General features: G+C 71.7%; 22 protein-coding genes and 1 pseudogene. 20 read left to right on the top strand and 3 right to left on the bottom strand.

Features of this window, described 5'->3' with window-relative positions:
• Positions 1 to 188: 188 nt before the first annotated feature.
• From pgsA to FGF04_RS08320, 15 genes and pseudogenes are all read left to right on the top strand, one after another.
• Positions 189 to 977 carry a phosphatidylinositol phosphate synthase gene (gene pgsA / locus FGF04_RS08390; protein WP_235882242.1) on the top strand — a complete coding sequence of 263 codons (789 nt, stop codon included), beginning with the start codon at positions 189 to 191 and terminating at the stop codon, positions 975 to 977.
• A complete protein-coding gene (locus FGF04_RS08385) occupies positions 974 to 1978 on the top strand; it encodes a phosphatidylinositol mannoside acyltransferase (RefSeq protein WP_149510604.1) in 1005 nt (334 codons plus the stop codon). The genes pgsA and FGF04_RS08385 overlap by 4 nt, the downstream gene beginning before the upstream one ends.
• Positions 1975 to 3147: a glycosyltransferase family 4 protein gene (locus tag FGF04_RS08380; protein ID WP_149510603.1), complete on the top strand. Its 1173-nt coding sequence runs from the start codon at positions 1975 to 1977 to the stop codon at positions 3145 to 3147. The genes FGF04_RS08385 and FGF04_RS08380 overlap by 4 nt, the downstream gene beginning before the upstream one ends.
• A gap of 222 nt (positions 3148 to 3369) precedes the next feature.
• A complete protein-coding gene (locus FGF04_RS08375) occupies positions 3370 to 3915 on the top strand; it encodes a LemA family protein (RefSeq protein ID WP_149510602.1) in 546 nt (181 codons plus the stop codon).
• A gap of 99 nt (positions 3916 to 4014) precedes the next feature.
• Complete coding sequence (gene pdxS / locus FGF04_RS08370; RefSeq protein ID WP_149510601.1) at positions 4015 to 4938, top strand: pyridoxal 5'-phosphate synthase lyase subunit PdxS; 924 nt, start codon at positions 4015 to 4017, stop codon at positions 4936 to 4938.
• A gap of 6 nt (positions 4939 to 4944) precedes the next feature.
• The gene (pdxT, locus tag FGF04_RS08365) at positions 4945 to 5550 is read left to right on the top strand and encodes a pyridoxal 5'-phosphate synthase glutaminase subunit PdxT (protein WP_149510600.1); all 606 of its coding nucleotides are present in this window, start codon (positions 4945 to 4947) and stop codon (positions 5548 to 5550) included.
• Between the two features lie 72 nt (positions 5551 to 5622).
• The gene (locus FGF04_RS08360) at positions 5623 to 6375 is read left to right on the top strand and encodes a YebC/PmpR family DNA-binding transcriptional regulator (protein ID WP_149510599.1); all 753 of its coding nucleotides are present in this window, start codon (positions 5623 to 5625) and stop codon (positions 6373 to 6375) included.
• Between the two features lie 204 nt (positions 6376 to 6579).
• Positions 6580 to 7125 carry a crossover junction endodeoxyribonuclease RuvC gene (ruvC, locus tag FGF04_RS08355; RefSeq protein ID WP_149510598.1) on the top strand — a complete coding sequence of 182 codons (546 nt, stop codon included), beginning with the start codon at positions 6580 to 6582 and terminating at the stop codon, positions 7123 to 7125.
• On the top strand, positions 7122 to 7733 hold the full coding sequence (ruvA, locus tag FGF04_RS08350; RefSeq protein WP_149510597.1) for a Holliday junction branch migration protein RuvA: 612 nt from the start codon (positions 7122 to 7124) through the stop codon (positions 7731 to 7733). The genes ruvC and ruvA overlap by 4 nt, the downstream gene beginning before the upstream one ends.
• Before the next feature lie 160 nt (positions 7734 to 7893).
• On the top strand, positions 7894 to 8964 hold the full coding sequence (ruvB, locus tag FGF04_RS08345; RefSeq protein ID WP_149510596.1) for a Holliday junction branch migration DNA helicase RuvB: 1071 nt from the start codon (positions 7894 to 7896) through the stop codon (positions 8962 to 8964).
• Between the two features lie 164 nt (positions 8965 to 9128).
• Positions 9129 to 9659 carry a preprotein translocase subunit YajC gene (gene yajC / locus FGF04_RS08340; protein WP_149510595.1) on the top strand — a complete coding sequence of 177 codons (531 nt, stop codon included), beginning with the start codon at positions 9129 to 9131 and terminating at the stop codon, positions 9657 to 9659.
• A gap of 141 nt (positions 9660 to 9800) precedes the next feature.
• A complete protein-coding gene (secD, locus tag FGF04_RS08335; RefSeq protein ID WP_149510594.1) occupies positions 9801 to 11567 on the top strand; it encodes a protein translocase subunit SecD in 1767 nt (588 codons plus the stop codon).
• Between the two features lies 1 nt (position 11568).
• Positions 11569 to 12711, top strand: a complete 1143-nt coding sequence (gene secF, locus FGF04_RS08330) for a protein translocase subunit SecF (RefSeq protein ID WP_149510593.1) — start codon at positions 11569 to 11571, stop codon at positions 12709 to 12711.
• Complete coding sequence (locus FGF04_RS08325; protein ID WP_149510592.1) at positions 12708 to 13256, top strand: adenine phosphoribosyltransferase; 549 nt, start codon at positions 12708 to 12710, stop codon at positions 13254 to 13256. The genes secF and FGF04_RS08325 overlap by 4 nt, the downstream gene beginning before the upstream one ends.
• A 53-nt stretch (positions 13257 to 13309) precedes the next feature.
• A pseudogene (locus FGF04_RS08320) lies at positions 13310 to 15640 on the top strand (RelA/SpoT family protein); the annotation flags it as partial.
• A 124-nt stretch (positions 15641 to 15764) separates the two neighbouring features.
• On the opposite strand, the gene FGF04_RS08315 reads toward FGF04_RS08320, so the two are convergent.
• Positions 15765 to 16994, bottom strand: coding sequence for a DUF349 domain-containing protein (locus FGF04_RS08315; protein WP_149510591.1), 1230 nt, complete (start codon positions 16992 to 16994; stop codon positions 15765 to 15767).
• A gap of 135 nt (positions 16995 to 17129) precedes the next feature.
• Entirely contained in the window at positions 17130 to 17969 is an 840-nt protein-coding gene (locus tag FGF04_RS08310) for a peptidylprolyl isomerase (RefSeq protein ID WP_149510590.1), read from the bottom strand.
• Between the two features lie 216 nt (positions 17970 to 18185).
• Here FGF04_RS08310 and FGF04_RS08305 point away from each other — a divergent pair, with 216 nt between their 5' ends.
• From FGF04_RS08305 to rpsD, 5 genes are all read left to right on the top strand, one after another.
• Positions 18186 to 18902: an MBL fold metallo-hydrolase gene (locus tag FGF04_RS08305; RefSeq protein WP_149510589.1), complete on the top strand. Its 717-nt coding sequence runs from the start codon at positions 18186 to 18188 to the stop codon at positions 18900 to 18902.
• 13 nt (positions 18903 to 18915) lie between these two features.
• Positions 18916 to 20178, top strand: coding sequence for a histidine--tRNA ligase (gene hisS, locus FGF04_RS08300; protein ID WP_149510588.1), 1263 nt, complete (start codon positions 18916 to 18918; stop codon positions 20176 to 20178).
• Positions 20179 to 20538: 360 nt separating this feature from the next.
• Positions 20539 to 21177, top strand: a complete 639-nt coding sequence (locus FGF04_RS08295) for a vitamin K epoxide reductase family protein (RefSeq protein ID WP_235882240.1) — start codon at positions 20539 to 20541, stop codon at positions 21175 to 21177.
• A 91-nt stretch (positions 21178 to 21268) separates the two neighbouring features.
• Positions 21269 to 22624 carry a replication-associated recombination protein A gene (locus FGF04_RS08290; RefSeq protein ID WP_149510586.1) on the top strand — a complete coding sequence of 452 codons (1356 nt, stop codon included), beginning with the start codon at positions 21269 to 21271 and terminating at the stop codon, positions 22622 to 22624.
• Positions 22625 to 22924: 300 nt separating this feature from the next.
• Entirely contained in the window at positions 22925 to 23539 is a 615-nt protein-coding gene (gene rpsD, locus FGF04_RS08285; RefSeq protein ID WP_149510585.1) for a 30S ribosomal protein S4, read from the top strand.
• A 36-nt stretch (positions 23540 to 23575) separates the two neighbouring features.
• Here rpsD and FGF04_RS08280 read toward each other — a convergent pair whose 3' ends face one another.
• Positions 23576 to 25762, bottom strand: coding sequence for an ATP-binding protein (locus FGF04_RS08280; protein ID WP_149510584.1), 2187 nt, complete (start codon positions 25760 to 25762; stop codon positions 23576 to 23578).
• Positions 25763 to 25788 lie beyond the last annotated feature (26 nt).

Genomic DNA, 25788 nt, shown 5'->3' with positions numbered 1-25788 from the left:
TCGCTGTGGGCGCGGGCGCGCGGATCCGCGTACGGCTGCTCCGGTGACGCCCGCGGTGCCAACGAGCTTGGCACTCGGCTCACGGTGCGTCCATACACCGGACGCGATCGCGCCGCGCCCCGGATGTCACCAGGACGTGACCCGGGGCGCGGGTGCCCGACCGTCGTACAGGCGCACGCGTGACTACGATGGGCCCGCCGGTGGCCAGCAGGGGCCGCCCGGCCACACCGACCCTCGGGAAGGCCATGCTGAACAAGTACGCGCGTGCATTCTTCACGCGTGTCCTCACACCGTTCGCCGCGTTTCTCATCCGCCGGGGGGTGAGCCCCGACACGGTCACCCTCCTGGGCACGGCCGGAGTCGTGGCGGGCGCGCTGGTCTTCTTCCCCCGTGGAGAGCTCTTCTGGGGCACGATCGTCATCACGCTCTTCGTCTTCTCGGACCTGGTCGACGGCAACATGGCGCGCCAGCTGGGCCGCTCCAGCCGCTGGGGCGCCTTCCTCGACTCGACGCTCGACCGGGTCGCCGACAGCGCGATCTTCGGCGGCTTCGCGCTCTGGTACGCGGGCAACGGGGACGACAACGTCCTGTGCGCCGTCTCGATCTTCTGCCTGGCCAGCGGCCAGGTGGTGTCGTACACCAAGGCGCGGGGCGAGTCGATCGGCCTGCCCGTCGCGGTCAACGGCCTCGTCGAGCGCGCCGAGCGCCTGGTGATCTCCCTGGTCGCGGCCGGTCTCGCGGGGCTCCACAAATTCGGCGTCCCCGGCATCGACGTGCTGCTGCCGATCGCGCTGTGGATCGTCGCCGTGGGCAGCGTCGTCACGCTGGTCCAGCGCGTGGTCACCGTGCGCCGCGAGGCCGCCGAGGCCGACGCGACGGTCGTCGCGCCGCCGGAGACAGCGCCCGGGACGGCATCCGGGACTGCGTCCGGCGCSGCGCCGGAGAGCACCCCGCGCAACAGCGGGGCCGCCTCGTGAGCGGTCTGCGCGACCAGCTCTCGTACGCGGCGTACGCGGCGGGCTGGGGGGCCGTCAAGAAGCTCCCCGAGCCAGTCGCCGTGCGCCTGGGGCGGACGATCGCCGACATCGCCTGGAAGCGGCGCGGCAAGGGCGTGCTGCGCCTGGAGTCGAACTACGCGCGCGTGCTGCCGGACGCGTCCCCCGAGCGGCTCATGGAGCTCTCGCGCGCCGGGATGCGCTCCTACCTGCGCTACTGGATGGAGTCGTTCCGGCTGCCGGCCTGGAGCAAGGAGCGCATCAAGGGGGGCTTCGAGCCCGAGGGCCTGCACCACCTGACCGACGGGCTCGCGGCGGGCCGGGGCGTCGTCCTCGCGCTGCCGCACCTGGCCAACTGGGACCTCGCGGGCGCCTGGGTCACCACCCGGATGGAGACGCCGTTCACGACCGTCGCCGAGCGCCTGAAGCCGGAGAAGCTGTACGACCGGTTCGTGGCGTACCGCGAGGGCCTCGGCATGGAGGTGCTGCCGCACAGCGGGGGCACCGCCTTCGGCACGCTGGCGCGGCGGCTGCGGGACGGCGGCCTGGTCTGCCTGGTCGCCGAGCGCGACCTGTCCGCCTCCGGGGTCGAGGTCACCTTCTTCGGGGAGACGACCCGGATGCCCGCCGGGCCCGCCCTGCTGGCCCAGCAGACCGGCGCGCTGCTGCTGCCGGTGACATTGTGGTACGACGGGTCGCCCGTGATGCGCGGCCGGGTCCATCCGCCCGTCGAGGTCCCCGCGTCAGGTACCCGGACCGAGAAGACGTCTGTCATGACACAGGCGCTGGCCGATGCCTTCGCCACGGGGATCGCCGACCATCCGGAGGACTGGCACATGCTGCAACGCTTGTGGCTCGCCGACCTGGAACCCCGCCCGGGGCCGCCCGCCGAGGACCCCTCCGCCGCGGCGCGGGACGGAGCGGCCCGGCGCGACGACCGGGTCCGGCGCGACGACCAGGTCCGGCCCGGGGAGCGGTCGTGAGGATCGGCATCGTCTGCCCGTACTCCTGGGACGTGCCCGGCGGGGTCCAGTTCCACATCCGCGACTTGGCCGACCACCTCATCGCGCTCGGGCACCACGTCTCCGTCCTCGCCCCCGCCGACGACGACACACCGCTGCCGCCGTACGTCGTCTCGGCGGGCCGGGCCGTGCCGGTGCCGTACAACGGCTCGGTCGCGCGCCTCAACTTCGGGTTCCTGTCGGCCGCGCGGGTGCGCCGCTGGCTGCACGACGGCACCTTCGACGTGATCCACATCCACGAGCCGGCCTCGCCCTCCCTCGGCCTGCTGGCCTGCTGGGCGGCGCAGGGGCCGATCGTCGCCACCTTCCACACGTCCAACCCCCGGTCCCGGGCGATGATCGCCGCGTACCCGATCCTGCAGCCCGCGCTGGAGAAGATCAGCGCGCGCATCGCGGTGAGCGAGTACGCCCGGCGCACGCTCGTCGAGCACCTGGGCGGCGACGCCGTGGTCATCCCCAACGGCGTCGACGTGGACTTCTTCGCGCGGGCCGAGCCCCGGCCCGAGTGGCAGGGCGGCACGCTCGGCTTCGTGGGCCGCATCGACGAGCCGCGCAAGGGCCTGCCGGTCCTGATGAAGGCGCTGCCGCGGATCCTCGCCGAGCGCCCGGACACCCGCCTGCTGGTCGCCGGGCGCGGCGACGAGAAGGAAGCGGTCGAGAAGCTGCCGGCGGAGCTGCGCCCCCGCGTCGAGTTCCTGGGGATGGTCAGCGACGAGGACAAGGCGCGGTTCCTGCGCAGCGTCGACGTGTACGTCGCGCCCAACACCGGCGGCGAGAGCTTCGGGATCATCCTGGTCGAGGCGATGTCGGCGGGCGCGCCCGTGCTCGCCTCCGACCTCGACGCCTTCGCCCAGGTCCTGGACCAGGGCGCGGCGGGCGAGCTGTTCGCCAACGAGGACGCGGACGCGCTGGCCGCCGCGGCGGTACGGCTCCTGGGCGACCCGGCGCGCCGCGCGGAACTCCGCGAGCGGGGGAGCGCGCACGTGCGGCGCTTCGACTGGTCGACGGTGGGCGCGGACATCCTGTCCGTCTACGAGACGGTCACGGACGGGGCGGCGGCGGTGGCGGCGGCGGACGATCCGGCGGAGCCGGGGGGTCTGTTGGCCCGCTTCGGGCTGGCCCGCGACTGACCCTCCGGGGGGCACGGTTTTCGACTGCGGGTGCGTGGGGGCCGGTCGCGCAGTTCCCCGCGCCCCTGAAAAGCCGGCTGCGCCGTGCTTTTCACCCCGCGCCGGTGAAGGGCCGGGCGAAGCCCGCCCTTCAGGGGCGCGGGGAACTGCGCGGCCCGCCCCCACCGGCCCGCACCCGGTGCATGAAACGCCCGGCGGAGCCCACCGGTACCGTGTGCCCCCGTGACCTCCACACTGATCTGGATCGCGGTCGCCCTCGTGGCGATCGGCCTCTACCTGAGCTGGACCGCCGGCCGCCTCGACCGCCTGCACTCCCGCATCGACGCGGCCCGCGCCGCCCTCGACGCGCAACTCCTGCGCCGCGCCTCGGTGGCCCAGGAACTGGCCACCTCCGGAGTGCTCGACCCGGCCGCGTCGATGGTGCTCTACGAGGCGGCGCACGCCGCCCGGCAGGCCGAGGAGGACCACCGGGAGGTCGCCGAGAGCGACCTCAGCCACGCGCTGCGGGCCGTCTTCGGCGAGTCCGCGCAGGTCGAGGCCGTCCAGGCGGCCCCCGGCGGCGAGTCCGCGGCCCGCGAACTCGCCCAGGCGGTCCGCCGCGTACCGATGGCCCGCCGCTTCCACAACGACGCCGTACGCGCGGCCCGCGCCCTGCGCCGCCACCGCACGGTGCGCTGGTTCCGGCTGGCCGGGCACGCGCCCTTCCCGCTGGCCTTCGAGATGGACGACGAGCCGCCGACGGCCCTGGCGGACCGCCCCGGAACGTGAGAACGAGCCACCGGCTCTCCATTGGCCCTTGCTGTGGACTGGTCCGCGGGCGTTTCCTCGGTGGTGCAGAAACCCTCTTTCACCGAGTGAGGTCACCCCGTGTCCAGCACGCCTTCCCACCCCGTCCCGTCCACCGACACCCCGGCGACCGGCACCGCGCGCGTGAAGCGCGGCATGGCCGAGCAGCTCAAGGGTGGCGTGATCATGGACGTCGTCACGCCCGAGCAGGCGAAGATCGCCGAGGACGCGGGCGCCGTGGCCGTCATGGCCCTGGAGCGGGTCCCGGCCGACATCCGCAAGGACGGCGGCGTGGCGCGCATGTCCGACCCGGACATGATCGAGGGCATCATCGAGGCCGTCTCCATCCCGGTGATGGCCAAGTCGCGCATCGGCCACTTCGTGGAGGCCCAGGTCCTGCAGTCCCTCGGCGTCGACTACATCGACGAGTCCGAGGTCCTCACCCCCGCCGACGAGGTCAACCACTCCGACAAGTGGGCCTTCACGACCCCCTTCGTCTGCGGCGCCACCAACCTGGGCGAGGCCCTGCGCCGGATAGCCGAGGGCGCCGCCATGATCCGCTCCAAGGGCGAGGCCGGCACCGGCAACGTCGTCGAGGCCGTGCGCCACCTGCGCCAGATCAAGAACGAGATCGCGCGGCTGCGCGGCTACGACAACAACGAGCTGTACGCCGCCGCCAAGGAGCTGCGCGCCCCGTACGAGATCGTCAAGGAGGTCGCCGAGCTCGGCAAGCTCCCGGTCGTGCTGTTCTCCGCCGGCGGCGTGGCCACCCCCGCCGACGCCGCGCTGATGCGCCAGCTCGGCGCCGAGGGCGTCTTCGTCGGCTCGGGCATTTTCAAGTCCGGCGACCCGGCCAAGCGCGCCGCGGCCATCGTGAAGGCCACCACCTTCTACGACGACCCGAAGATCGTCGCGGACGCGTCCCGCAACCTGGGCGAGGCCATGGTCGGCATCAACTGCGACACCCTCCCCGAGGCCGAGCGCTACGCGAACCGCGGCTGGTAACCACCGATGAGCACACCTGTCATAGGCGTCCTGGCCCTCCAGGGCGACGTACGGGAGCACCTCGTCGCCCTGGCCGCGGCGGACGCCGTGGCCAGACCGGTGCGGCGTCCCGAGGAGCTCGCGGAGGTCGACGGCCTGGTCGTCCCCGGCGGCGAGTCCACCACCATCTCCAAGCTGGCCGTCCTCTTCGGTCTGATGGAGCCGCTGCGCGCGCGGGTGCGGGCCGGACTGCCCGTCTACGGCACCTGCGCGGGCATGATCATGCTCGCCGGCAAGATCCTCGACCCGCGCTCGGGCCAGGAGACCATCGGCGGCATCGACATGATCGTGCGCCGCAACGCCTTCGGACGGCAGAACGAATCCTTCGAGGCGCAGGTCGACGTGAAGGGCGTGGGGGGAGATCCTGTGGAGGGACTCTTCATCCGCGCCCCCTGGGTCGAGTCGGTGGGCGTGCAGGCGGAGGTGCTGGCCGAGCACGGCGGTCACATCGTCGCCGTGCGCCAGGGCAACGCGCTCGCCACGTCCTTCCACCCGGAACTGACCGGCGACCACCGCGTGCACGGCCTGTTTGTCGACATGGTCCGCGCGGACCGGACGGCGGGATCCTTGTAGGATCTGGTGGTCCCCGGATCGTGAAGTCCGGGGCGGTTCGTACGGGATGGGTTACGCGAAGGAGACAGGCAGATGTCCGGCCACTCTAAATGGGCTACGACGAAGCACAAGAAGGCCGTGATCGACGCCAAGCGCGGCAAGCTCTTCGCGAAGCTGATCAAGAACATCGAGGTCGCGGCGCGCATGGGCGGCGTCGACCTGGACGGCAACCCGACGCTGTTCGACGCCGTGCAGAAGGCCAAGAAGTCCTCGGTGCCCAACAAGAACATCGACTCCGCGATCAAGCGCGGCGGCGGTCTCGAAGCGGGCGGCGCCGACTACGAGACGATCATGTACGAGGGATACGGCCCCAGCGGTGTCGCGGTGCTCATCGAGTGCCTCACCGACAACCGCAACCGCGCCGCCTCGGACGTACGCGTCGCCATGACCCGCAACGGCGGCAACATGGCCGACCCGGGATCGGTGTCGTACCTCTTCAACCGCAAGGGCGTCGTCATCGTCCCCAAGGGCGAGCTCACCGAGGACGACGTCCTGGGCGCCGTCCTGGACGCGGGAGCCGAGGAGGTCAACGACCTCGGCGACTCCTTCGAGGTCCTCTCCGAGGCCACCGACCTGGTCGCGGTGCGCACCGCGCTCCAGGAGGCCGGCATCGACTACGACTCCGCCGACGCCAACTTCGTCCCGACCATGCAGGTCGAGCTGGACGAGGAGGGCGCCAAGAAGATCTTCAAGCTCATCGACGCCCTGGAGGACAGCGACGACGTGCAGAACGTCTTCGCCAACTTCGACGTGAGCGACGAGGTCATGGAGAAGGTCGACGCGTAACACCGCGCAAGCGGTACGGGCGCAACGGGCACACCTGGCACAACGGGCCGGCGGGGCACCCCCGTCGGCCCGTCGCTCTGCCGGGCGCCGCGGTCGGCGGACGCCGCCGGGAGTCGCTGGCCGGCGTTGTCGGTGGCACCCGATAGCCTGCTCGAACCGGGTGCTTCCCGGTGGTGGCGGTGGGATCGGAGAGTGGGGGACCGGGTGCGGGTACTGGGAGTCGACCCCGGGTTGACCCGGTGCGGTGTCGGTGTCGTCGAGGGCGTGGCGGGCCGGCCGCTCACCATGCTCGGCGTCGGTGTCGTGCGCACGTCCGCGGACGCGGAGCTGGGGCACCGCCTGGTCGCCGTCGAGCAGGGCATCGAGGCCTGGCTCGACGAGTACCGGCCCGAATACGTCGCCGTGGAGCGGGTGTTCAGCCAGCACAACGTCCGTACGGTGATGGGCACGGCCCAGGCCAGCGCGGTGGCGATGCTCTGCGCGGCCCGGCGCGGCCTGCCCGTCGCCCTGCACACCCCCAGCGAGGTCAAGGCCGCCGTCACCGGCAGCGGCCGCGCCGACAAGGCGCAGGTCGGTGCCATGGTCACCCGGCTGCTCAGGCTCGACGCGCCCCCCAGGCCGGCCGACGCCGCCGACGCCCTCGCCCTCGCCATCTGCCACATCTGGCGTGCCCCGGCCGTGAACCGCCTCCAGCAGGCGCAGGCCGCACACCGCCAGGCCCAGGTCTCCAGCCGGAAGGTCACCCGATGATCGCCTTCGTCAGCGGCCCGGTCGCCGCCCTCGCCCCCGACTCCGCGGTGGTCGAGGTCGGCGGCATCGGCATCGCCGTGCAGTGCACCCCGAACACCCTCTCCGACCTGCGCATCGGCCAGGAGGCGCGGCTCGCCACCTCCCTGGTCGTGCGCGAGGACTCGCTCACGCTGTACGGCTTCGCGGACGACGACGAGCGCCAGACGTTCGTGCTGCTGCAGACCGCCAGCGGCGTGGGCCCGCGGCTGGCCCAGGCCATGCTCGCCGTGCACAGCCCCGACGCCCTGCGCCGCGCGGTGTCCACCGGCGACGAGAAGGCGCTCACCGCCGTCCCCGGCATCGGCAAGAAGGGTGCCCAGAAGCTGCTCCTGGAGCTGAAGGACCGCCTCGGCGAGCCGCTCGGCCCGGGCGGGCCGGCCATCGGCAGGCCGGTCGCCTCCGGCTGGCGCGAGCAGTTGCACGCGGCGCTGATCGGGCTGGGGTACGCGACGCGGGAGGCCGACGAGGCCGTCTCCGCGGTGGAGCCGCAGGCCGAGGCCGCGGGGGCTGCGCCGCAGGTCGGGCCGTTGTTGAAGGCCGCCTTGCAGACGCTCAACCGGGCGCGCTGAGCCCTGCCCGGGGGTGCGCCGATCGAATCTGCGGGTCCGTCGTGGCTGGTCGCGCAGTTCCCCGCGCCCCTGACGGGGCGCTCCTGACGGGGCACGCCTCCTGAGGGGCGTCGGCCCGTGAAAACCTGATCCGGAACCACTACACCGCGAGGCACACCGAATGAACTGGGACGACACGGCCGACGACGGCACCGCCGAGCGGCTCGTCGGCGCGTCCACCGACCGGGAGGAGCAGGCCGTCGAAGCCGCCCTGCGCCCCAAGGACCTCGGCGAGTTCATCGGTCAGGAGAAGGTCCGCGAGCAGCTCGACCTCGTCCTGCGCGCCGCCCGCGCGCGGGGCGCCACCGCCGACCACGTCCTGCTCTCCGGCGCCCCGGGCCTGGGCAAGACCACCCTCTCGATGATCATCGCGGCCGAGATGGAGGCCCCGATCCGCATCACCAGTGGCCCCGCCATCCAGCACGCGGGCGACCTCGCGGCGATCCTCTCCTCCCTCCAGGAGGGCGAGGTCCTCTTCCTCGACGAGATCCACCGCATGTCGCGGCCCGCCGAGGAGATGCTCTACATGGCGATGGAGGACTTCCGCGTCGACGTCATCGTCGGCAAGGGGCCCGGGGCCACCGCCATCCCCCTCGAACTGCCGCCCTTCACCCTGGTCGGCGCCACCACGCGCGCGGGCCTGCTGCCGCCCCCGCTGCGCGACCGCTTCGGCTTCACCGCCCACATGGAGTTCTACGAGCCGGCCGAGCTGGAGCGCGTCATCCACCGGTCCGCACATCTGCTCGACGTGGAGATCGACCCGCAGGGGGCCGCCGAGATCGCCGGCCGTTCCCGTGGGACGCCCCGCATCGCCAACCGCCTGCTGCGCCGCGTGCGCGACTACGCGCAGGTCAAGGCGGACGGCGTCATCACGCAGGAGATCGCGGGAGCCGCCCTCGCGGTGTACGAGGTGGACAACCGCGGTCTCGACCGCCTCGACCGCGGTGTCCTCGAAGCCCTGCTCAAGCTGTTCGGCGGCGGCCCGGTCGGCCTGTCCACGCTCGCCGTGGCCGTGGGGGAGGAGCGGGAGACCGTCGAGGAGGTTGCCGAGCCCTTCCTCGTGCGCGAGGGGCTGCTTGCGCGCACGCCCCGCGGACGGGTGGCCACCCCCGCGGCCTGGGCGCACCTGGGCCTCACGCCGCCCCGGTCGTCAACCGGTGGAAACGGACAACAGGACCTGTTCGGGGCGTGACGGCGAGGGGGCTCGCGAGGTCAGGAACCCCGGTGCCATGCTGAGCGTTGTTCCTTGACGGCGGACTCGCTTAGACTCCGCCGATGCCGCCCTTGCAGGCGACGCGCACACCCCCATCCATCAGGCCGCTCACCATCGCGGTCGAATGAAGGAAGTTCCGACCCGTGAGTCTCGTGACCCTCCTCCCGTTCATCGTGCTCATCGGGGCCATGTTCCTGATGACCCGGTCGGCCAAGAAGAAGCAGCAAGCGGCCGCGCAGATGCGCAACGACATGCAGCCCGGCTCCGGTGTCCGCACGATCGGTGGCATGTACGCGACGGTGAAGGAGGTCAACGAGGAGACGGTCCTCCTTGACGCGGGCCCCGGCGTCGACCTGCTCTTCGCGAAGAACGCCATCGGCGCGGTCCTCGGCGACGACGAGTACAACCGCATCGTCCACGGCATCGAGCACGACCTGAAGTCCGACGAGTCGGTCGTGCCGGACGACGCCTCCTCCCTCACCGGGACGGACGAGCCCGCCGCCGCTTCCGACGACAAGCCCATCGAGCTCGGCAAGAAGGACGCCGACGAGCCGGCCGACGCTCCCGTCGCCGACGCCCACGTCGCCCCCGTCGACGAGTCCGCCGTCGCGGAGCCGAAGAAGACCGATGGCGCAGACCTGAAGAAGTCCGACGGCGAGTCCGACACGAAGTAGTCACGGCCGGGGACCGCGGAGCGCACCGCTCGCGCGCCGTGGTCCCCGGTGCGTACGGCTTCGTGCGGTCCCCCGACATCATTTGACGCCCGTCCGCGAAGGTACCGAGAGACCGGGCGGACGAAGAGGGAGAACGAGAAGGTGGCAGCACCCAAGAAGGGCCGACAGGGCACCCAGGGCAGGCCGGGACGCACGTTGGCCCTGATCCTGATCGCCATCGTGGCGCTCACCGGCGGCATGTTCGCCTCCGGGCACACGACACCGCGACTGGGCATCGACCTCGCCGGCGGTACGAGCATCACGCTCCAGGCGAAGAACGAGCCGGGTCAGAAGAACGCGATCAACAAGACCAACATGGACACCGCGGTCGACATCATGAACCGCCGTGTCAACGGTCTGGGCGTCTCCGAGGCGGAGGTGCAGACCCAGGGCGAGAGCAACATCATCGTCAACATTCCCAAGGGCACGAACTCCAAGCAGGCCCGGGAACAGGTCGGCACCACCGCCAAGCTCTACTTCCGTCCCGTCCTGACCACCGAGGTCTCCGGCGGCGACCCGGCGGCCAGTCCCTCCCCGAGCGCCTCGGGCAGTCCCTCCGGGAGCCCTTCCGCCTCGGACAAGGAGAGCGAGAAGGCCACCTCGTCCTCGTCGCCCTCCGCCTCCGCCACCTCGCAGGGCCGGGCGGTCACCGACGCGCTGAAGGCCGACCCCACTCCCTCGGGGAGCGCCACCGAGGACGCCTCGGCGTCCGCCTCCGCCAGCCCGTCCGCCTCGGCCTCCGCGAGCGCCGACCCGGCGACCGCGAAGCTGCAGGCCGAGTACACCGCGCTGGACTGCAGCAAGGAGAAGGCCCGCGCGACGGCCGGTGACGGCGTCAAGGCCTCGCAGCCGACCGTGGCCTGCGGCCAGAACTCGCAGGGCCAGTGGCAGAAGTACATCCTCGGCCCGGCCGAGGTCGAGGGCACCGACGTCGACAAGGCCTCGGCCGTGTTCGACACCCAGGGTGCCGCGGGCTGGAAAGTCACCATGGACTTCACCGGCAAGGGCGGCAAGAAGTTCGCGAGCATCACGGGCAAGCTCGCCCAGAACCAGTCCCCGCAGAACCAGTTCGCCATCGTCCTCGACGGTGAGGTCGTCTCCGACCCGTACGTCAGCCAGGCGCTGACCGGCGGCACCGCGGAGATCTCCGGCAGCTTCGACCAGCAGGAGGCGCAGGACCTGGCCAACATGCTGTCGTACGGCGCGCTGCCGCTCACCTTCACCGAGGCGAGCGTCACCACCGTCACCGCCGCGCTCGGCGGCGAGCAGCTGGAGGCCGGCCTGATCGCCGGCGCCATCGGCCTGGCCCTGGTCATCATCTACCTGGTGGTCTACTACCGCGGCCTGTCCCTCATCGCCATCGCCTCGCTGCTGGTCTCCGCGGTCATGACGTACGTGATCATGTCGCTGCTCGGCCCGACGATCGGGTTCGCGCTGAACCTGCCGGCGGTCTGCGGCGCCATCGTGGCCATCGGCATCACGGCGGACTCGTTCATCGTGTTCTTCGAACGCATCCGTGACGAGATCCGCGAGGGCCGCCGGATGCGCCCCGCGGTCGAGCGTGCCTGGCCGCGCGCCCGGCGCACCATCCTGGTCTCCGACTTCGTGTCGTTCCTCGCCGCCGCCGTGCTCTTCGTCGTCACGGTCGGCAAGGTCCAGGGCTTCGCCTTCACCCTGGGGCTGACCACCGTGCTCGACGTGGTCGTCGTCTTCTTCTTCACCAAGCCGCTGATGACGATCCTGGCCCGCAGGAAGTTCTTCGCGGAGGGCCACAGCTGGTCCGGTCTCGACCCGAAGCGACTGGGCGTACAGCCGCCGCTGCGCCGCACCCGTCGCGTGTCCGCCCCCGTCGACACGAAGGAGGCGTGAGATGTCGAAACTCGGCACCCTCGGCGCCCGGCTCCACCGCGGCGAGATCGGCTACGACTTCGTCGGCAAGCGCAAGCTCTGGTACGGCATCTCCATCCTGATCACCATCACGGCCATCGTCGGCCTGGCGGTGCGCGGCCTGAACATGGGCATCGAGTTCCAGGGCGGCGCCGTCTTCACCACCGAGCGCACCAGCGTCTCGGTGAGCCAGGCCGAGACGTACGCGGAAGAGGCCTCGGGCCACGACGCGATCGTCCAGAAGCTCGGCAACGGCGGCCTGCGCATCCAGGTCGCCGGGGTCGACACCAGCAAGTCCGACCAGATCAAGGAAGACCTCGCCAGGGACCTGAAGGTCGACGCGGAGAAGATCAACGCCGACCTGGTCGGCCCCAGCTGGGGCGAACAGATCGCCAACAAGGCCTGGCAGGGCCTGGCGATCTTCATGGTCCTGGTCGTGATCTACCTGGCGATCGCCTTCGAGTGGCGCATGGCCGCGGCCGCGCTGGTGGCGCTCATCCACGACATCACCATCACGGTCGGCGTCTACGCCCTGGTCGGCTTCGAGGTCACCCCGGGCACCGTGATCGGTCTGCTGACGATCCTCGGTTACTCGCTCTACGACACGGTGGTCGTCTTCGACAGCCTCAAGGAGCAGACGAAGGACATCACCAAGCAGACCCGCTACACGTACAGCGAGATCGCCGACCGCTCGATCAACGGCACCCTGGTGCGTTCCATCAACACCACGGTGGTCGCGCTGCTCCCGGTCGCGGGCCTGCTGTTCATCGGCGGCGGCGTCCTCGGCGCGGGCATGCTCAACGACATCTCGCTGTCGCTGTTCGTCGGCCTCGCGGCCGGTGCGTACTCCTCGATCTTCATCGCCACGCCGCTCGTCGCCGACCTCAAGGAGCGCGAGCCGCAGATGAAGGCGCTCAGGAAGCGCGTCCTGGCCAAGCGGGCCGCCGCCGCGGCCAAGGGCGAGCCCCTGGACGCCCCCGTCGCCCCCCGGACGTACGAGGACGACGAGGACGGGGACGACGCCCCGGAGGACGCGACGCCCGCCGTCGTCGGACCCCGCGCCCAGCGCGCCCAGCCCTCGTCCCGCGGCCGGGGCCGCGGCCGCCCCTCGGGCAAGCGCCGATGACCGCCTCCGCGGACGTCACGCAGCTGCTGCTCAGCCGCATCCGTGACGTCCCCGACCACCCGGAGCCGGGCGTGATGTTCAAGGACATCACCCCGCTCCTGGCGGACCCGGCGGCGTTCTCGGCGCTCACCGACGCCCTGGCGGAGATCGCGGTCCGCACCGGCGCCACGAAGATCGTCGGCCTGGAGGCCCGCGGCTTCATCCTGGGCGCCCCGGTCGCGGTCCGCGCCGGACTGGGCTTCGTCCCGGTGCGCAAGGCGGGCAAGCTCCCCGGAGCGACCCTGAGCCAGGTGTACGACCTGGAGTACGGTTCCGCCGAGATCGAGGTGCACGCCGAGGACCTGGCGCCGGGCGACCGGGTCCTGGTCGTCGACGACGTCCTCGCCACCGGCGGCACCGCCGAGGCCTCGCTGCGGCTGATCCGCCGGGCGGGCGCCGAGGTCGCCGGTGTCGCCGTCCTCATGGAGCTCGGCTTCCTGGACGGCCGCGCCCGTCTGGAGCCCGCCCTGGACGGCGCCCCGCTGGAGACGCTGCTCAAGGTCTGAGCGCCCGTACGACCGCGCCCGAGCGGCGGACCTCCGCGCCCGCCGCCCGCCCCGCGCCCGGTCAGCCCGCCCGCTCCGGCGGCTCCTCCAACCGCGTACGGGCCCGGCTCGCCCGTCTCGGCGTACAGCGCTCCAACCCGTACAACCCGGTCCTGGAGCCGCTGCTGCGGATCGTGCGCAGCAACGACCCCAAGATCGAGACGTCCACGCTGCGCCAGGTCGAGCGCGCCTACCAGGTCGCCGAGCGCTGGCACCGCGGCCAGAAGCGCAAGAGCGGCGACCCGTACATCACGCACCCGCTCGCGGTCACGACCATCCTGGCCGAGCTGGGCATGGACCCGGCCACGCTGATGGCGGGCCTGCTGCACGACACCGTCGAGGACACCGAGTACGGCCTCGACACCCTGCGCAAGGACTTCGGCGACCAGGTCGCCCTCCTCGTCGACGGCGTCACCAAGCTCGACAAGGTCAAGTTCGGCGAGGCCGCGCAGGCCGAGACGGTGCGCAAGATGGTCGTCGCCATGGCCAAGGACCCGCGCGTCCTGGTCATCAAGCTCGCCGACCGCCTGCACAACATGCGCACCATGCGGTACCTCAAGCGCGAGAAGCAGGAGAAGAAGGCGCGCGAGACCCTGGAGATCTACGCGCCGCTCGCCCACCGCCTGGGCATGAACACCATCAAGTGGGAGCTGGAGGACCTCGCCTTCGCGATCCTCTACCCCAAGATGTACGACGAGATCGTGCGCCTGGTCGCCGAGCGCGCCCCCAAGCGCGACGAGTACCTCGCCATAGTGACCGACGAGGTCCAGTCCGACCTGCGCGCCGCCCGCATCAAGGCGACCGTCACCGGGCGCCCGAAGCACTACTACAGCGTCTACCAGAAGATGATCGTCCGCGGCCGCGACTTCGCGGAGATCTACGACCTGGTGGGCATCCGCGTCCTCGTCGACACGGTCCGCGACTGCTACGCCGCCCTCGGCACCGTGCACGCGCGATGGAACCCGGTCCCCGGCCGGTTCAAGGACTACATCGCGATGCCCAAGTTCAACATGTACCAGTCGCTGCACACGACGGTCATCGGCCCCAACGGCAAGCCCGTCGAGCTGCAGATCCGCACCTTCGACATGCACCGCCGCGCCGAGTACGGCATCGCCGCGCACTGGAAGTACAAGCAGGAGGCCGTCGCCGGCGCCTCCAAGGTGCGCTCCGACGCGCCGCGGACCACCGGCAAGGACGACCACCTCAACGACATGGCGTGGCTGCGCCAGCTCCTCGACTGGCAGAAGGAGACCGAGGACCCCGGCGAGTTCCTGGAGTCCCTGCGCTTCGACCTCTCGCGCAACGAGGTCTTCGTCTTCACGCCGAAGGGCGACGTCATAGCGCTGCCGGCCGGCGCCACCCCCGTCGACTTCTCCTACGCGGTGCACACGGAGGTGGGCCACCGCACCATAGGAGCACGCGTCAACGGACGCCTCGTCCCGCTGGAGTCGACCCTCGACAACGGCGACCTGGTGGAGGTCTTCACCTCCAAGGCGGCCGGCGCCGGACCGTCCCGGGACTGGCTGGGCTTCGTCAAGTCGCCCCGCGCCCGCAACAAGATCCGCGCCTGGTTCTCCAAGGAGCGCCGCGACGAGGCCATCGAGCAGGGCAAGGACGCCATCGCGCGCGCCATGCGCAAGCAGAACCTGCCGATCCAGCGCATCCTCACCGGCGACTCGCTGGTCACGCTCGCGCACGAGATGCGCTACCCCGACATCTCGTCCCTGTACGCGGCCATCGGCGAGGGCCACGTGGCCGCGCAGGGCGTCGTGCAGAAGCTCGTGCAGGCGCTCGGCGGCGAGGAGGCCGCCACCGAGGAGATCGACGAGAGCGTCCCGCCGGCCCGCGGCCGGGCCCGCAAGCGCCGCTCCAACGCCGACCCCGGTGTCGTCGTCAAGGGCGTCGACGACGTGTGGGTCAAGCTGGCCCGCTGCTGCACGCCCGTCCCCGGCGACCCGATCATGGGCTTCGTGACGCGCGGCAGCGGGGTGTCGGTCCACCGCACGGACTGCGTCAACGTCGACTCCCTGTCCCGCGAGCCCGAGCGCATCCTCGACGTCGAGTGGGCCCCCACCCAGTCCTCGGTCTTCCTGGTCGCCATCCAGGTCGAGGCCCTGGACCGCTCCCGGCTCCTGTCGGACGTCACGCGGGTCCTGTCCGACCAGCACGTCAACATCCTGTCGGCGGCCGTCCAGACGTCCCGCGACCGGGTGGCCACCTCCCGCTTCACCTTCGAGATGGGCGACCCCAAGCACCTGGGCCACGTCCTGAAGGCGGTCAGAGGAGTGGAGGGCGTGTACGACGTCTACCGCGTCACGTCGGCCCGCAGACCTTCGGAGGCCTGACAGCGAACGACAGGAGGGGCCCCGTACGCAAGTACGGGGCCCCTCCTGCGTCCCGTGAGGGGCGCGGGGAACTGCGCGACCAGCCACAGCGCACCCGCAGACAAATGCCGGGCCACCAGCGGAGCTACCCGCCGAACTCCTGCAGCCCCTTGAGCGCCTGGTCAAGCAGCGCCTGCCGCCCATCCAGCTCCCGCTGCAACTTGTCGGCCCTCGCGTTGTTGCCCTGGGCGCGCGCCTGCTCGATCTGCCCCTGGAGCTTGTCCACGGCGGCCTGCAGCTGACCGGTCAGACCCTCGGCACGCGCGCGTGCCTCCGGGTTCGTCCGGCGCCACTCGTTCTCCTCGGACTCCTGCAGCGCCCGCTCCACCGCGTGCATCCGGCCCTCGACCTTGGGACGGGCGTCCCGCGGCACGTGGCCGATGGCCTCCCAGCGCTCGTTGATCGACCGGAACGCGGCCCTGGCCGCCTTCAGGTCCTGCACCGGGACGAGCTTCTCGGCCTCCTCGGCCAGCTCCTCCTTGAGCTTCAGGTTCTCCGTCTGCTCCGCGTCCCGCTCGGCGAAGACCGAGCTGCGCGCCGCGAAGAACACGTCCTGGGCACCGCGGAAGCGGTTCCACAGGTCGTCCTCGTGCTCGCGCTGGGCACGGCCCGCCGCCTTCCAGTCCGCCATCAGCTCGCGGTAGCGGGCCGCCGTCGGACCCCAGTCGGACGAGCCGGAGAGCGCCTCGGCCTCCGCGACCAGCTTCTCCTTGGTCTTGCGGGCCTCCTCGCGCTGCGCGTCCAGCGACGCGAAGTGCGCCTTGCGGCGCTTGGAGAACGCCGAGCGCGCGTGCGAGAAGCGGTGCCACAGCTCGTCGTCGGACTTGCGGTCGAGCCGCGGCAGGCCCTTCCAGGTGTCCACCAGGGCGCGCAGCCGCTCACCGGCGGCCCGCCACTGGTCGGACCGGGCCAGCTCCTCCGCCTCGACGACCAGCGCCTCCTTGGCGTGCCGGGCCTCGTCGGACTGCTTGGCCCGCTGCGCCTTGCGCTCCTCACGGCGAGCGTCGACCGTCTCGACGAGCTTGTCCAGCCGCGTCCGCAGCGCGGCCAGATCGCCCACCGCGTGGTGGGCGTCCACCTGCTCGCGGATGTGGTCGATCGCGACCTGGGCGTCCTTGGAGGACAGATCGGTCGTCCGCACCCGTCGTTCGAGGAGGCCGATCTCCACGACCAGGCCCTCGTACTTGCGCTCGAAGTAGGCCAGTGCCTCGTCGGGAGTACCGGCCTGCCAGGAACCGACGACCTGCTCGCCGTCGGCCGTACGCACGTACACGGTCCCCGTCTCGTCGACGCGGCCCCACGGGTCGCTGCTCACAGCGCCTCCTCCACATGATGCCTGCGTGGGGCAGCTTTGCCCCCGGGCATCGTCCACAATTTCGTCACGGCCAACATAGGCGACCGGCGGGGCGGCTGTCCGCATCCCGCGCGACCGAACTTTCCCTGCCCGGGGTCAGGATTTCGTCACGGTCGCCTTGTCGATCACGACCGTCGCGTTGGGCGTGCCGTCGCCCTGGCCGGTGCTCTCACCGGCGCCGGCGATTTTCTTCAGCACCTTCATGCCCGCGTCGGAAATCGTGCCGAACGGTGTGTAGTTGGCCGGCAACTGGCTGTCCTGGTAGACGAGGAAGAACTGGCTGCCGCCGGTGTCGCGGCCTTCCTTGGTCTGCGCGTTGTACTGGTTGGCCATCGCCACCGTGCCCGCCGGGTACACGCCGCCCTTGAGCCGCTTGTCCTTGAGGTTCTCGTCGGGGATGGTGTAGCCGGGTCCGCCCATGCCGGTGCCCTGCGGGTCGCCGCACTGGAGCACGTAGATGCCGTTCGTCGTCAGGCGGTGGCACTTGGTGTGGTCCAGGTAGCCCTTGCCCGCCAGGAAGTTGAACGAGTTGACGGTGTGCGGGGCCTTCGAGGCCGGCATGTCGATGTCTATCGTGCCGCAGGTCGTCTGCAGCTTCATCGTGTAGTCCGCCGACTTGTCGACGGTGAGCGCCGGCTCCTTCTTGTAGCTCAGCTTCTTCACCTTGCCCGCGGCGGCCTTGTCGCACGGGTCCGGGGCCTTGCTGGGGGAGGCGCTGGGAGTGGCCTCCGCCGCCGCGTTCGACTTGTCGTCGTCGTCCTGCTTGAACACCCCGGTCGCGTACGACACCACGCTGCCCACGACGACCACGCCGAGGACCGACGCGATCACCGCGTTACGAGCGCGGGCCTTGCGGCGGGCGGACGTGCGCCGCTGCTGCTGCCGCAAGAACTTCTCCCGGGCGAGCTGGCGCCGCCGCTGTTCCTGGGTGACCACCGGGTTATCTCCTCATGCGTCTCGTACGTCGGGTGGGACGCGTGGGTCTCGTGAGCCGACCGCCTGCGTGTGCCCCGTACCGTATATGGGTTCGCTGTGGTTCCGGCAGCGCCGGTAGGCTCTGATCCGCAGCGAAGCCATTCCCCGTACGGCACGTCCCCCGTACGAGACACCGCTCGTACGGGACACCACCCGTACGCATACCGAAGGACGAACGTGCTCATTGCCGGGTTCCCCGCCGGGGCCTGGGGCACCAACTGCTACGTGGTCGCCCCCGCCGCCGGTGAGGAGTGCGTGATCATCGACCCGGGCCACCAGGCCACCCAGGGGGTCGAGGAGACGCTCGCCAAGCATCGGCTCAAGCCCGTCGCCGTCGTCCTCACGCACGGCCACATCGACCACGTCGCCTCGGTGGTCCCGGTCTGCGGCGCGCACGACGTGCCCGCGTGGATCCACCCCGAGGACCGCTACATGATGAGCGACCCGGAGCGCGCGCTCGGCCGCTCGATCGGCATGCCGCTGATGGGCGAGCTCACGGTCGGTGAACCGGACGACGTCAAGGAACTGACGGACGGCGCCGCGCTGAAGCTCGCCGGCCTCGACCTCTCCGTCGCGCACGCGCCGGGCCATACGAAGGGGTCGGTGACGTTCCGGATGCCCGAGACCGCGGAGATCCCCTCCGTGTTCTTCTCCGGGGATCTGCTCTTCGCCGGCTCCGTCGGACGCACCGACCTGCCCGGCGGCGACATGGACGAGATGCTCGGCTCGCTGGCACGCGTGTGCCTGCCGCTCGACGACTCGACCGTGGTGCTGTCGGGCCACGGCCAACAGACGACCATCGGCCAGGAGCGCGCCACCAACCCGTATCTGCGGCAGGTGGCGGCAGCCGGCCAGGGGGCGGACCCGAAGTCCGCCCCTCGACGAGGAATGTGACGAGAGACTTCCGTTGAGCACCTTCAAGGCACCCAAGGGCACGTACGACCTGATCCCGCCGGACAGCGCGAAGTACCTCGCGGTGCGCGAGGCCATCGCCGCTCCGCTGCGCAACTCCGGTTACGGGTACATCGAGACGCCCGGCTTCGAGAGCGTCGAGCTGTTCGCGCGCGGGGTCGGCGAGTCCACCGACATCGTGACCAAGGAGATGTACGCCTTCGAGACCAAGGGCGGCGACCGGCTGGCCCTGCGCCCCGAGGGCACGGCCTCCGTGCTGCGGGCCGCGCTGGAGGCCAACCTCCACAAGGCGGGCAACCTCCCCGTCAAGCTCTGGTACTCGGGCTCCTACTACCGCTACGAGCGCCCGCAGAAGGGCCGGTACAGGCACTTCTCCCAGGTCGGCGCCGAGGCGATCGGCGCCGAGGACCCGGCGCTCGACGCCGAGCTGATCATCCTGGCCGACCAGGCGTACCGCTCGCTGGGACTGCGCGACTTCCGGATCCTGCTCAACTCGCTGGGCGACAAGGAGTGCCGGCCCGTCTACCGGGCCGCGCTCCAGGACTTCCTGCGGGGGCTCGACCTGGACGAGGAGACCCTGCGCCGCGCCGACATCAATCCGCTGCGCGTCCTCGACGACAAGCGCGACGACGTCCAGAAGCAGCTCGTCGGCGCCCCGCTGCTGCGGGACTACCTGTGCGACGCGTGCAAGGCGTACCACGAGGAGGTGCGCGAGCTGATCACGGCCGCGGGCGTCTCCTTCGAGGACGACGCCAAGCTCGTGCGGGGGCTCGACTACTACACCCGCACCACCTTCGAGTTCGTGCACGACGGCCTCGGCTCGCAGTCCGCGGTCGGCGGCGGCGGACGCTACGACGGCCTGTCCGAGATGATCGGCGGCCCCGCCCTGCCGTCCGTGGGCTGGGCCCTCGGCGTCGACCGCACGGTCCTCGCGCTGGAGGCGGAAGGGGTGGAGCTGCAGCTGCCCGCGGCCACCAGCGTGTTCGCCGTGCCGCTCGGCGAGGAGGCGCGGCGGGTGCTCTTCGGCGTGGTGAGCGAGCTGCGCCGCAACGGGATCGCGGCGGACTTCTCGTACGGGTCCAAGGGCCTGAAGGGCGCCATGAAGAACGCCAACCGCAGCGGTGCCCGGTACACCGTGGTCGCCGGCGAGCGGGACCTCTCCGAGGGGGTCGTGCAGCTGAAGGACATGGAGTCGGGCGAGCAGATCCCGGTGGGCGTGAACGAGATCGTGGCGGAACTGGAGTCCCGCCTCAGCTGACCCGTCACTACGCAGTTCCCCGAGCCCCTGGGTACCCAGGGGCTCGGGGAACTGCGCAACGGGGGTTCGGGGGCGGAGCCCCCGAGGAAGTGACGGGAATGGGTAGGGGCGGCGGGGGCGAAAAACACCCCGGGACGCACAGCCGTCAACCCCGCGCCCACAGATTCGCCCCGCCGAGCGATTCCCACCCACGACCGAGGCCGAGGCCACCGCCCCCGGCGACCTCCCTGTACTGCACACGCAGCCCCGCGAACGACCCCCGCACCCACTTCCTTATGCGCATCGAACGGTGCACACCCGTGCCCGTGCGGCACAATGACCCTGCCCGGAAAGGTCCTCTCAAGCTACGGAAACGGCGTGATGAGCAAGACGACAGTCAGGGAAGGCGTCTCCACCGGCCAGGTGCCCGCCGCAGCCCCGCGGACCGTGGGCGGCGGCCGTGTCCTGGCCCTCCTGCTGGTGATCACCGGCGCGGCCGGGCTGCTGGCCTCCTGGGTCATCACCATCGACAAGTTCAAGCTGCTGGAGGACCCGAACTTCACGCCGGGCTGCAGCCTGAACCCGGTCGTCTCCTGCGGCAACATCATGAAGAGCGACCAGGCCTCCGTCTTCGGGTTCCCCAACCCGATGCTGGGCCTCGTCGCCTACGGCATGGTGGTCTGCGTCGGCGTGAGCCTGCTGGGCCGCGCCACCTTCCCGCGCTGGTACTGGCTGACCTTCAACGCGGGCACGCTGTTCGGCGTGGGCTTCGTCACCTGGCTCCAGTACCAGTCGCTGTACAACATCAACTCGCTCTGCCTGTGGTGCTGCCTCGCCTGGGTCGCGACCATCGTCATGTTCTGGGCGGTGACCTCGCACAACGTCCGCAACGGCCTGCTGCCCGCGCCCGGCTGGCTGAAGGGCTTCTTCGCCGAGTTCGCCTGGGTGCCGCCGGTCCTGCACATCGGGATCATCGGCATGCTGATCCTGACGCGCTGGTGGGACTTCTGGACCAGCTGAGGCGACCGGGGCCCCGCTGAGGAGGCCGGGGCCCGGCTGAGGGCACGAGGGCCCGGAGCCTCTGTCGGTGGCGTGGCATAGGGTTTCCGACGTGGAGCCCGACCTGTTCACCGCCGCAGCCGAAGAACGCCAGGAGAAGGACCCCTCCGGCAGCCCCCTGGCCGTACGGATGCGCCCGCGCACCCTCGACGAGGTCGTGGGCCAGCAGCATCTGCTGAAGCCCGGCTCGCCCCTGCGCCGGCTCGTCGGCGAGAGCGGCGGCGGCCCGGCCGGACCCTCCTCGGTGATCCTCTGGGGCCCGCCCGGCACGGGCAAGACGACCCTCGCCTACGTGGTCTCCAAGGCGACCGACAAGCGCTTCGTGGAGCTCTCCGCGATCACCGCCGGCGTCAAGGAGGTGCGGGCCGTCATCGAGGGCGCCCGCCGCGCCACCGGCGGCTTCGGCAAGGAGACCGTCCTCTTCCTCGACGAGATCCACCGCTTCAGCAAGGCCCAGCAGGACTCCCTGCTCCCGGCCGTGGAGAACCGCTGGGTGACGCTGATCGCGGCGACCACGGAGAACCCGTACTTCTCGGTGATCTCCCCCCTGCTCTCCCGCTCCCTGCTCCTCACCCTCGAACCGCTCACCGACGACGACCTGCGCGGACTGCTCCGCAGGGCGCTCGGCGACGAGCGCGGCCTCAAGGGGGCCGTCACCCTCCCCGAGGACGCCGAGTCCCACCTCCTGCGCATCGCCGGCGGCGACGCCCGCCGCGCGCTCACCGCCCTGGAGGCCGCGGCCGGCTCCGCGCTCGACAAGGGCGAGGCGGAGATCACCCTGCGGACCCTGGAGGAGACCGTCGACCGGGCCGCGGTGAAGTACGACCGCGACGGCGACCAGCACTACGACGTGGCCAGCGCCCTCATCAAGTCGATCCGCGGCTCGGACGTCGACGCGGCCCTGCACTACCTGGCGCGGATGATCGAGGCCGGCGAGGACCCCCGGTTCATCGCCCGCCGCCTGATGATCTCCGCCAGCGAGGACATCGGCCTCGCCGACCCGACCGCCCTGCAGACCGCCGTCGCCGCCGCCCAGGCCGTCGCCATGATCGGCTTCCCGGAGGCCGCGCTCACCCTCAGCCACGCCACCATCGCGCTCGCCCTGGCCCCGAAGTCGAACGCCGCGACGACCGCGATCGGCGCCGCCCTGGAGGACGTGCGCAAGGGCCACGCGGGCCCCGTGCCCATGCACCTGCGCGACGGGCACTACAAGGGCGCGACCGCGCTCGGCCACGCACAGGGGTACGTGTACCCGCACGACCTGCCCGAGGGCATCGCCGCCCAGCAGTACGCGCCGGAGGAGCTCAAGGACCGCGAGTACTACACCCCGACCCGGCACGGCGCCGAGGCGCGCTACGCGGACGCGGTCGAGTGGACCAGGAAGCACCTCGGTCGGGGGCGGTCCTGAGGACCCTGTAGACTCCTCCGCAGTGCTGAGTCCCGTGTCCGGCCCCGGTCGGCGCCTCAGGCGGGACACCCAGCCGGATCTTTCGATCCAGGAGCGTCGCGCACCGTCGTAGGTGTCGCGGGCAGCCCACCACCACCCGCACTTCCGGGACCGGTCGGTGGGCCGTTCGTGTGCTGCACGTATGTGCCCAGACCAGGGGAGCGGCTGCCCGGCGGGTCCCTCGCGGACCCGGTGGGAATCCCCGGCTGCGGATGCGACCTCCCGTAACCCTGAGGCAGCCGAAGAGAAGAAGGAAAAGAAGTGGCGAACCAGTCCCGCCCCAAGGTCAAGAAGTCGCGTGCCCTCGGCATCGCGCTGACCCCGAAGGCCGTCAAGTACTTCGAGGCCCGCCCCTACCCGCCGGGCGAGCACGGCCGTGGCCGCAAGCAGAACTCGGACTACAAGGTCCGTCTGCTGGAGAAGCAGCGTCTGCGCGCGCAGTACGACGTGTCCGAGCGCCAGCTCGTCCGCGCCTACGAGCGTGCCGCCAAGACGCAGGGCAAGACCGGTGAGGCCCTGGTCATCGAGCTGGAGCGGCGTCTCGACGCGCTGGTCCTGCGTTCGGGCATCGCCCGCACGATCTACCAGGCCCGCCAGATGGTCGTGCACGGCCACATCGAGGTCAACGGTGGCAAGGTCGACAAGCCGTCCTTCCGCGTCAAGCCCGACGACGTCGTGATGGTCCGCGAGCGCAGCCGCAGCAAGCCCCTGTTCGAGGTCGCGCGCGCCGGTGGCTTCGCCCCCGACGGCGAGACCCCGCGCTACCTGCAGGTGAACCTCGGCGCCCTGGCCTTCCGCCTGGACCGCGAGCCGAACCGCAAGGAGATCCCGGTGATCTGCGACGAGCAGCTCGTCGTCGAGTACTACGCCCGCTGATCAGGCGTTCTCCTCAGCACCGGCAGCACGTACGCGTCAGCCCGTCGCCTCACCGCCCTTGTGGGTGGGCGAGGCGGCGGGCTGCCGCGCGTCCGGGGGCGCCGGAACGCACCGCGGGACGAGCGGCGCGCCGGGCGCCCGCCGCCGGGTGTGCCCCAGCGCCCGGCCCACCGCCGCCTGCCGGCCGAGCCGCGCCCCGACGCGTACGCACTCCTCGTACCGCTCGTCGCCGAGCCGCTCCCGGGCCGTCGTCTCGCACAGCTCGTGCGGGGCGTTGTAGTGGGCCGAGCCGAACAGCGGCAGACCCACCGCCGGCCACATCCGGGAGGCGGAGCCCTGCAGCACCGCGGCCTCCTCGGCGTCGCCCTCCGCCACGGTGACCAGCGCGAGCAGCTCCACCACCAGGACCGTGCCGAGCAGGTCGTGGAAGTCGTGGCTGATGTCCAGGCACCCGGTGAGCAGCCGCCGGGCCCCCGCCAGGTCCCCCTCGGTCCAGGCCGCGTACGCCAGTACGTACTGCGCGTACGTGAGGGCCCAGCGCTCCCCGTGGCGCTCGCAGACCCGGCGCACCTCCTCGCACAGCCGCACCGCGGCCGGCAGGTCGCCCTGGAACGCCCGGGCCATCGCCAGCTCGACCTGCCCCATCAGGACGTTGCTGTTGAGCTCGCCGATCCGGTGGTAGCGGGCGAGCGCCGACCGCAGGAGCATCTCCGCGCGCGGCATGTCGTCGGTGACCAGCGCCAGACAGCCGGTGCGGTGCTCGGCGTAGGCCAGCGCGGCGGCGTTCCCGGAACGTTCCGCCCGCTCCCGGCACTCGTGGAGCGCGGCGAACGCGGGCACGGTGTCGCCCTGCAGGACCGCCACGTACCCGAGCACCCACAGCGCCTTCAGCCGCGAGCGCTCGTGCGCGGTCTCCAGGTCCACGCTCCGCTCCAGCCAGTGCCGCCCCTCCGACAGGCGCCCGCAGCCCACCCAGTAGAACCAGAGGGTGCCCGCCAGGTACTGCCCCAGGTGCCCGCCGTCCGGCTCCTCCAGACAGTGCTCCAGGGCGCGGCGCAGGTTCGGCAGCTCCGCCTCCACCCGCGCGGCCACCTCGTGCTGCCGGGGCGAGAACCAGTCCAGCTCGCCCCAGGTCGCGAGCCCCATGTACCAGTCGCGGTGGCGCCGCCTCAGCCGGTCCCCGTCGCCCAGGGCGTCCAGCCAGTCGGCGCCGTACGCCCCGATCGTGTCCAGCATCCGGTAGCGCACCCCCGCGGGCGTCTCCTCGCGGGTGACGACCGACTGGGCGAGGAGCTCGTCGAGCACGTCGAGGATGTTGTCGGGGTGCAGTCCGCCGCCCCCGCACACGTACTCCACGGCCTCCAGGTCGAACTGCCCGGCGAACACCGAGAGCCGCGCCCACAGCAGCCGCTCCTGCGGGGTGCACAGCTCGTGGCTCCAGCCGATCGCCGTCCGCAGGGCCTGGTGGCGCGGCAGGGCGTCGCGCCCGCCGCCGGTGAGGAGGCGGAAGCGGTCGTCGAGCCGGGCCAGCAGCTGCGCGGGGGAGAGGGTCCGCAACCGCCCCGCCGCCAGCTCGACGGCGAGCGGCACACCGTCGAGCCGCCGGCAGATCTCCTCGACGTCCGCGCGGTCGCCGTCGTGCAGGGTGAGTCCCGGCGTGCCGGCCGCCGCCCGCTCCTCGAACAGCTCGGCCGCCTCCCGTCCGCCGAGCGGCGCCAGCGGGAGGACCCGTTCGCCGTCCACCGAGAGCGGCCGGCGCCCCGCGGCGAGCACCCGCAGGCCCGCCGAGCGCCGCAGCAGCTCACCGACCAGCGGCGCGCAGGCGTCCACCAGGTGCTCGAACCCGTCGAGCACGAGCAGCAGCCGGCGCTCCGCGAGGTGCTCCAGAAGGATCTCGCGCGGCGGCCGCCCGGTGTGGTCGGTGAGGCCCAGCGCCTCGAGGACCGCGTACCCGACGAGGTCCGGATCGCGCAGCGCGGCCAGCTCCACGAGCCACACGCCGTCGCGCGGCCGCAGCCGGGCCGCCGCGTGCGCCGCCAGCCGCGACTTGCCGACCCCGCCCGGGCCCGTCACCGTCACCAGTCGCGCCGTGTCGAGGGCCTCGGCCAGCCGGGCCAGTTCCGCCGAGCGGCCCACGAACGCGTCGAGTTCCAGGGGGAGGTTGCCGGGCCGCCGGCCGGCCGCCCCCGCGTCCGAACGCTCAGAACCGTGAGATCGCCGCATGGGCAACGGAGCGTACTCATCCATAC

Origin of the sequence: Streptomyces apricus (assembly GCF_008369065.1) — a bacterium.
GTDB classification, from domain to species: Bacteria; Actinomycetota; Actinomycetes; order Streptomycetales; family Streptomycetaceae; genus Streptomyces; species Streptomyces apricus.
This window is presented reverse-complemented; position numbering and strand designations above follow the sequence as displayed.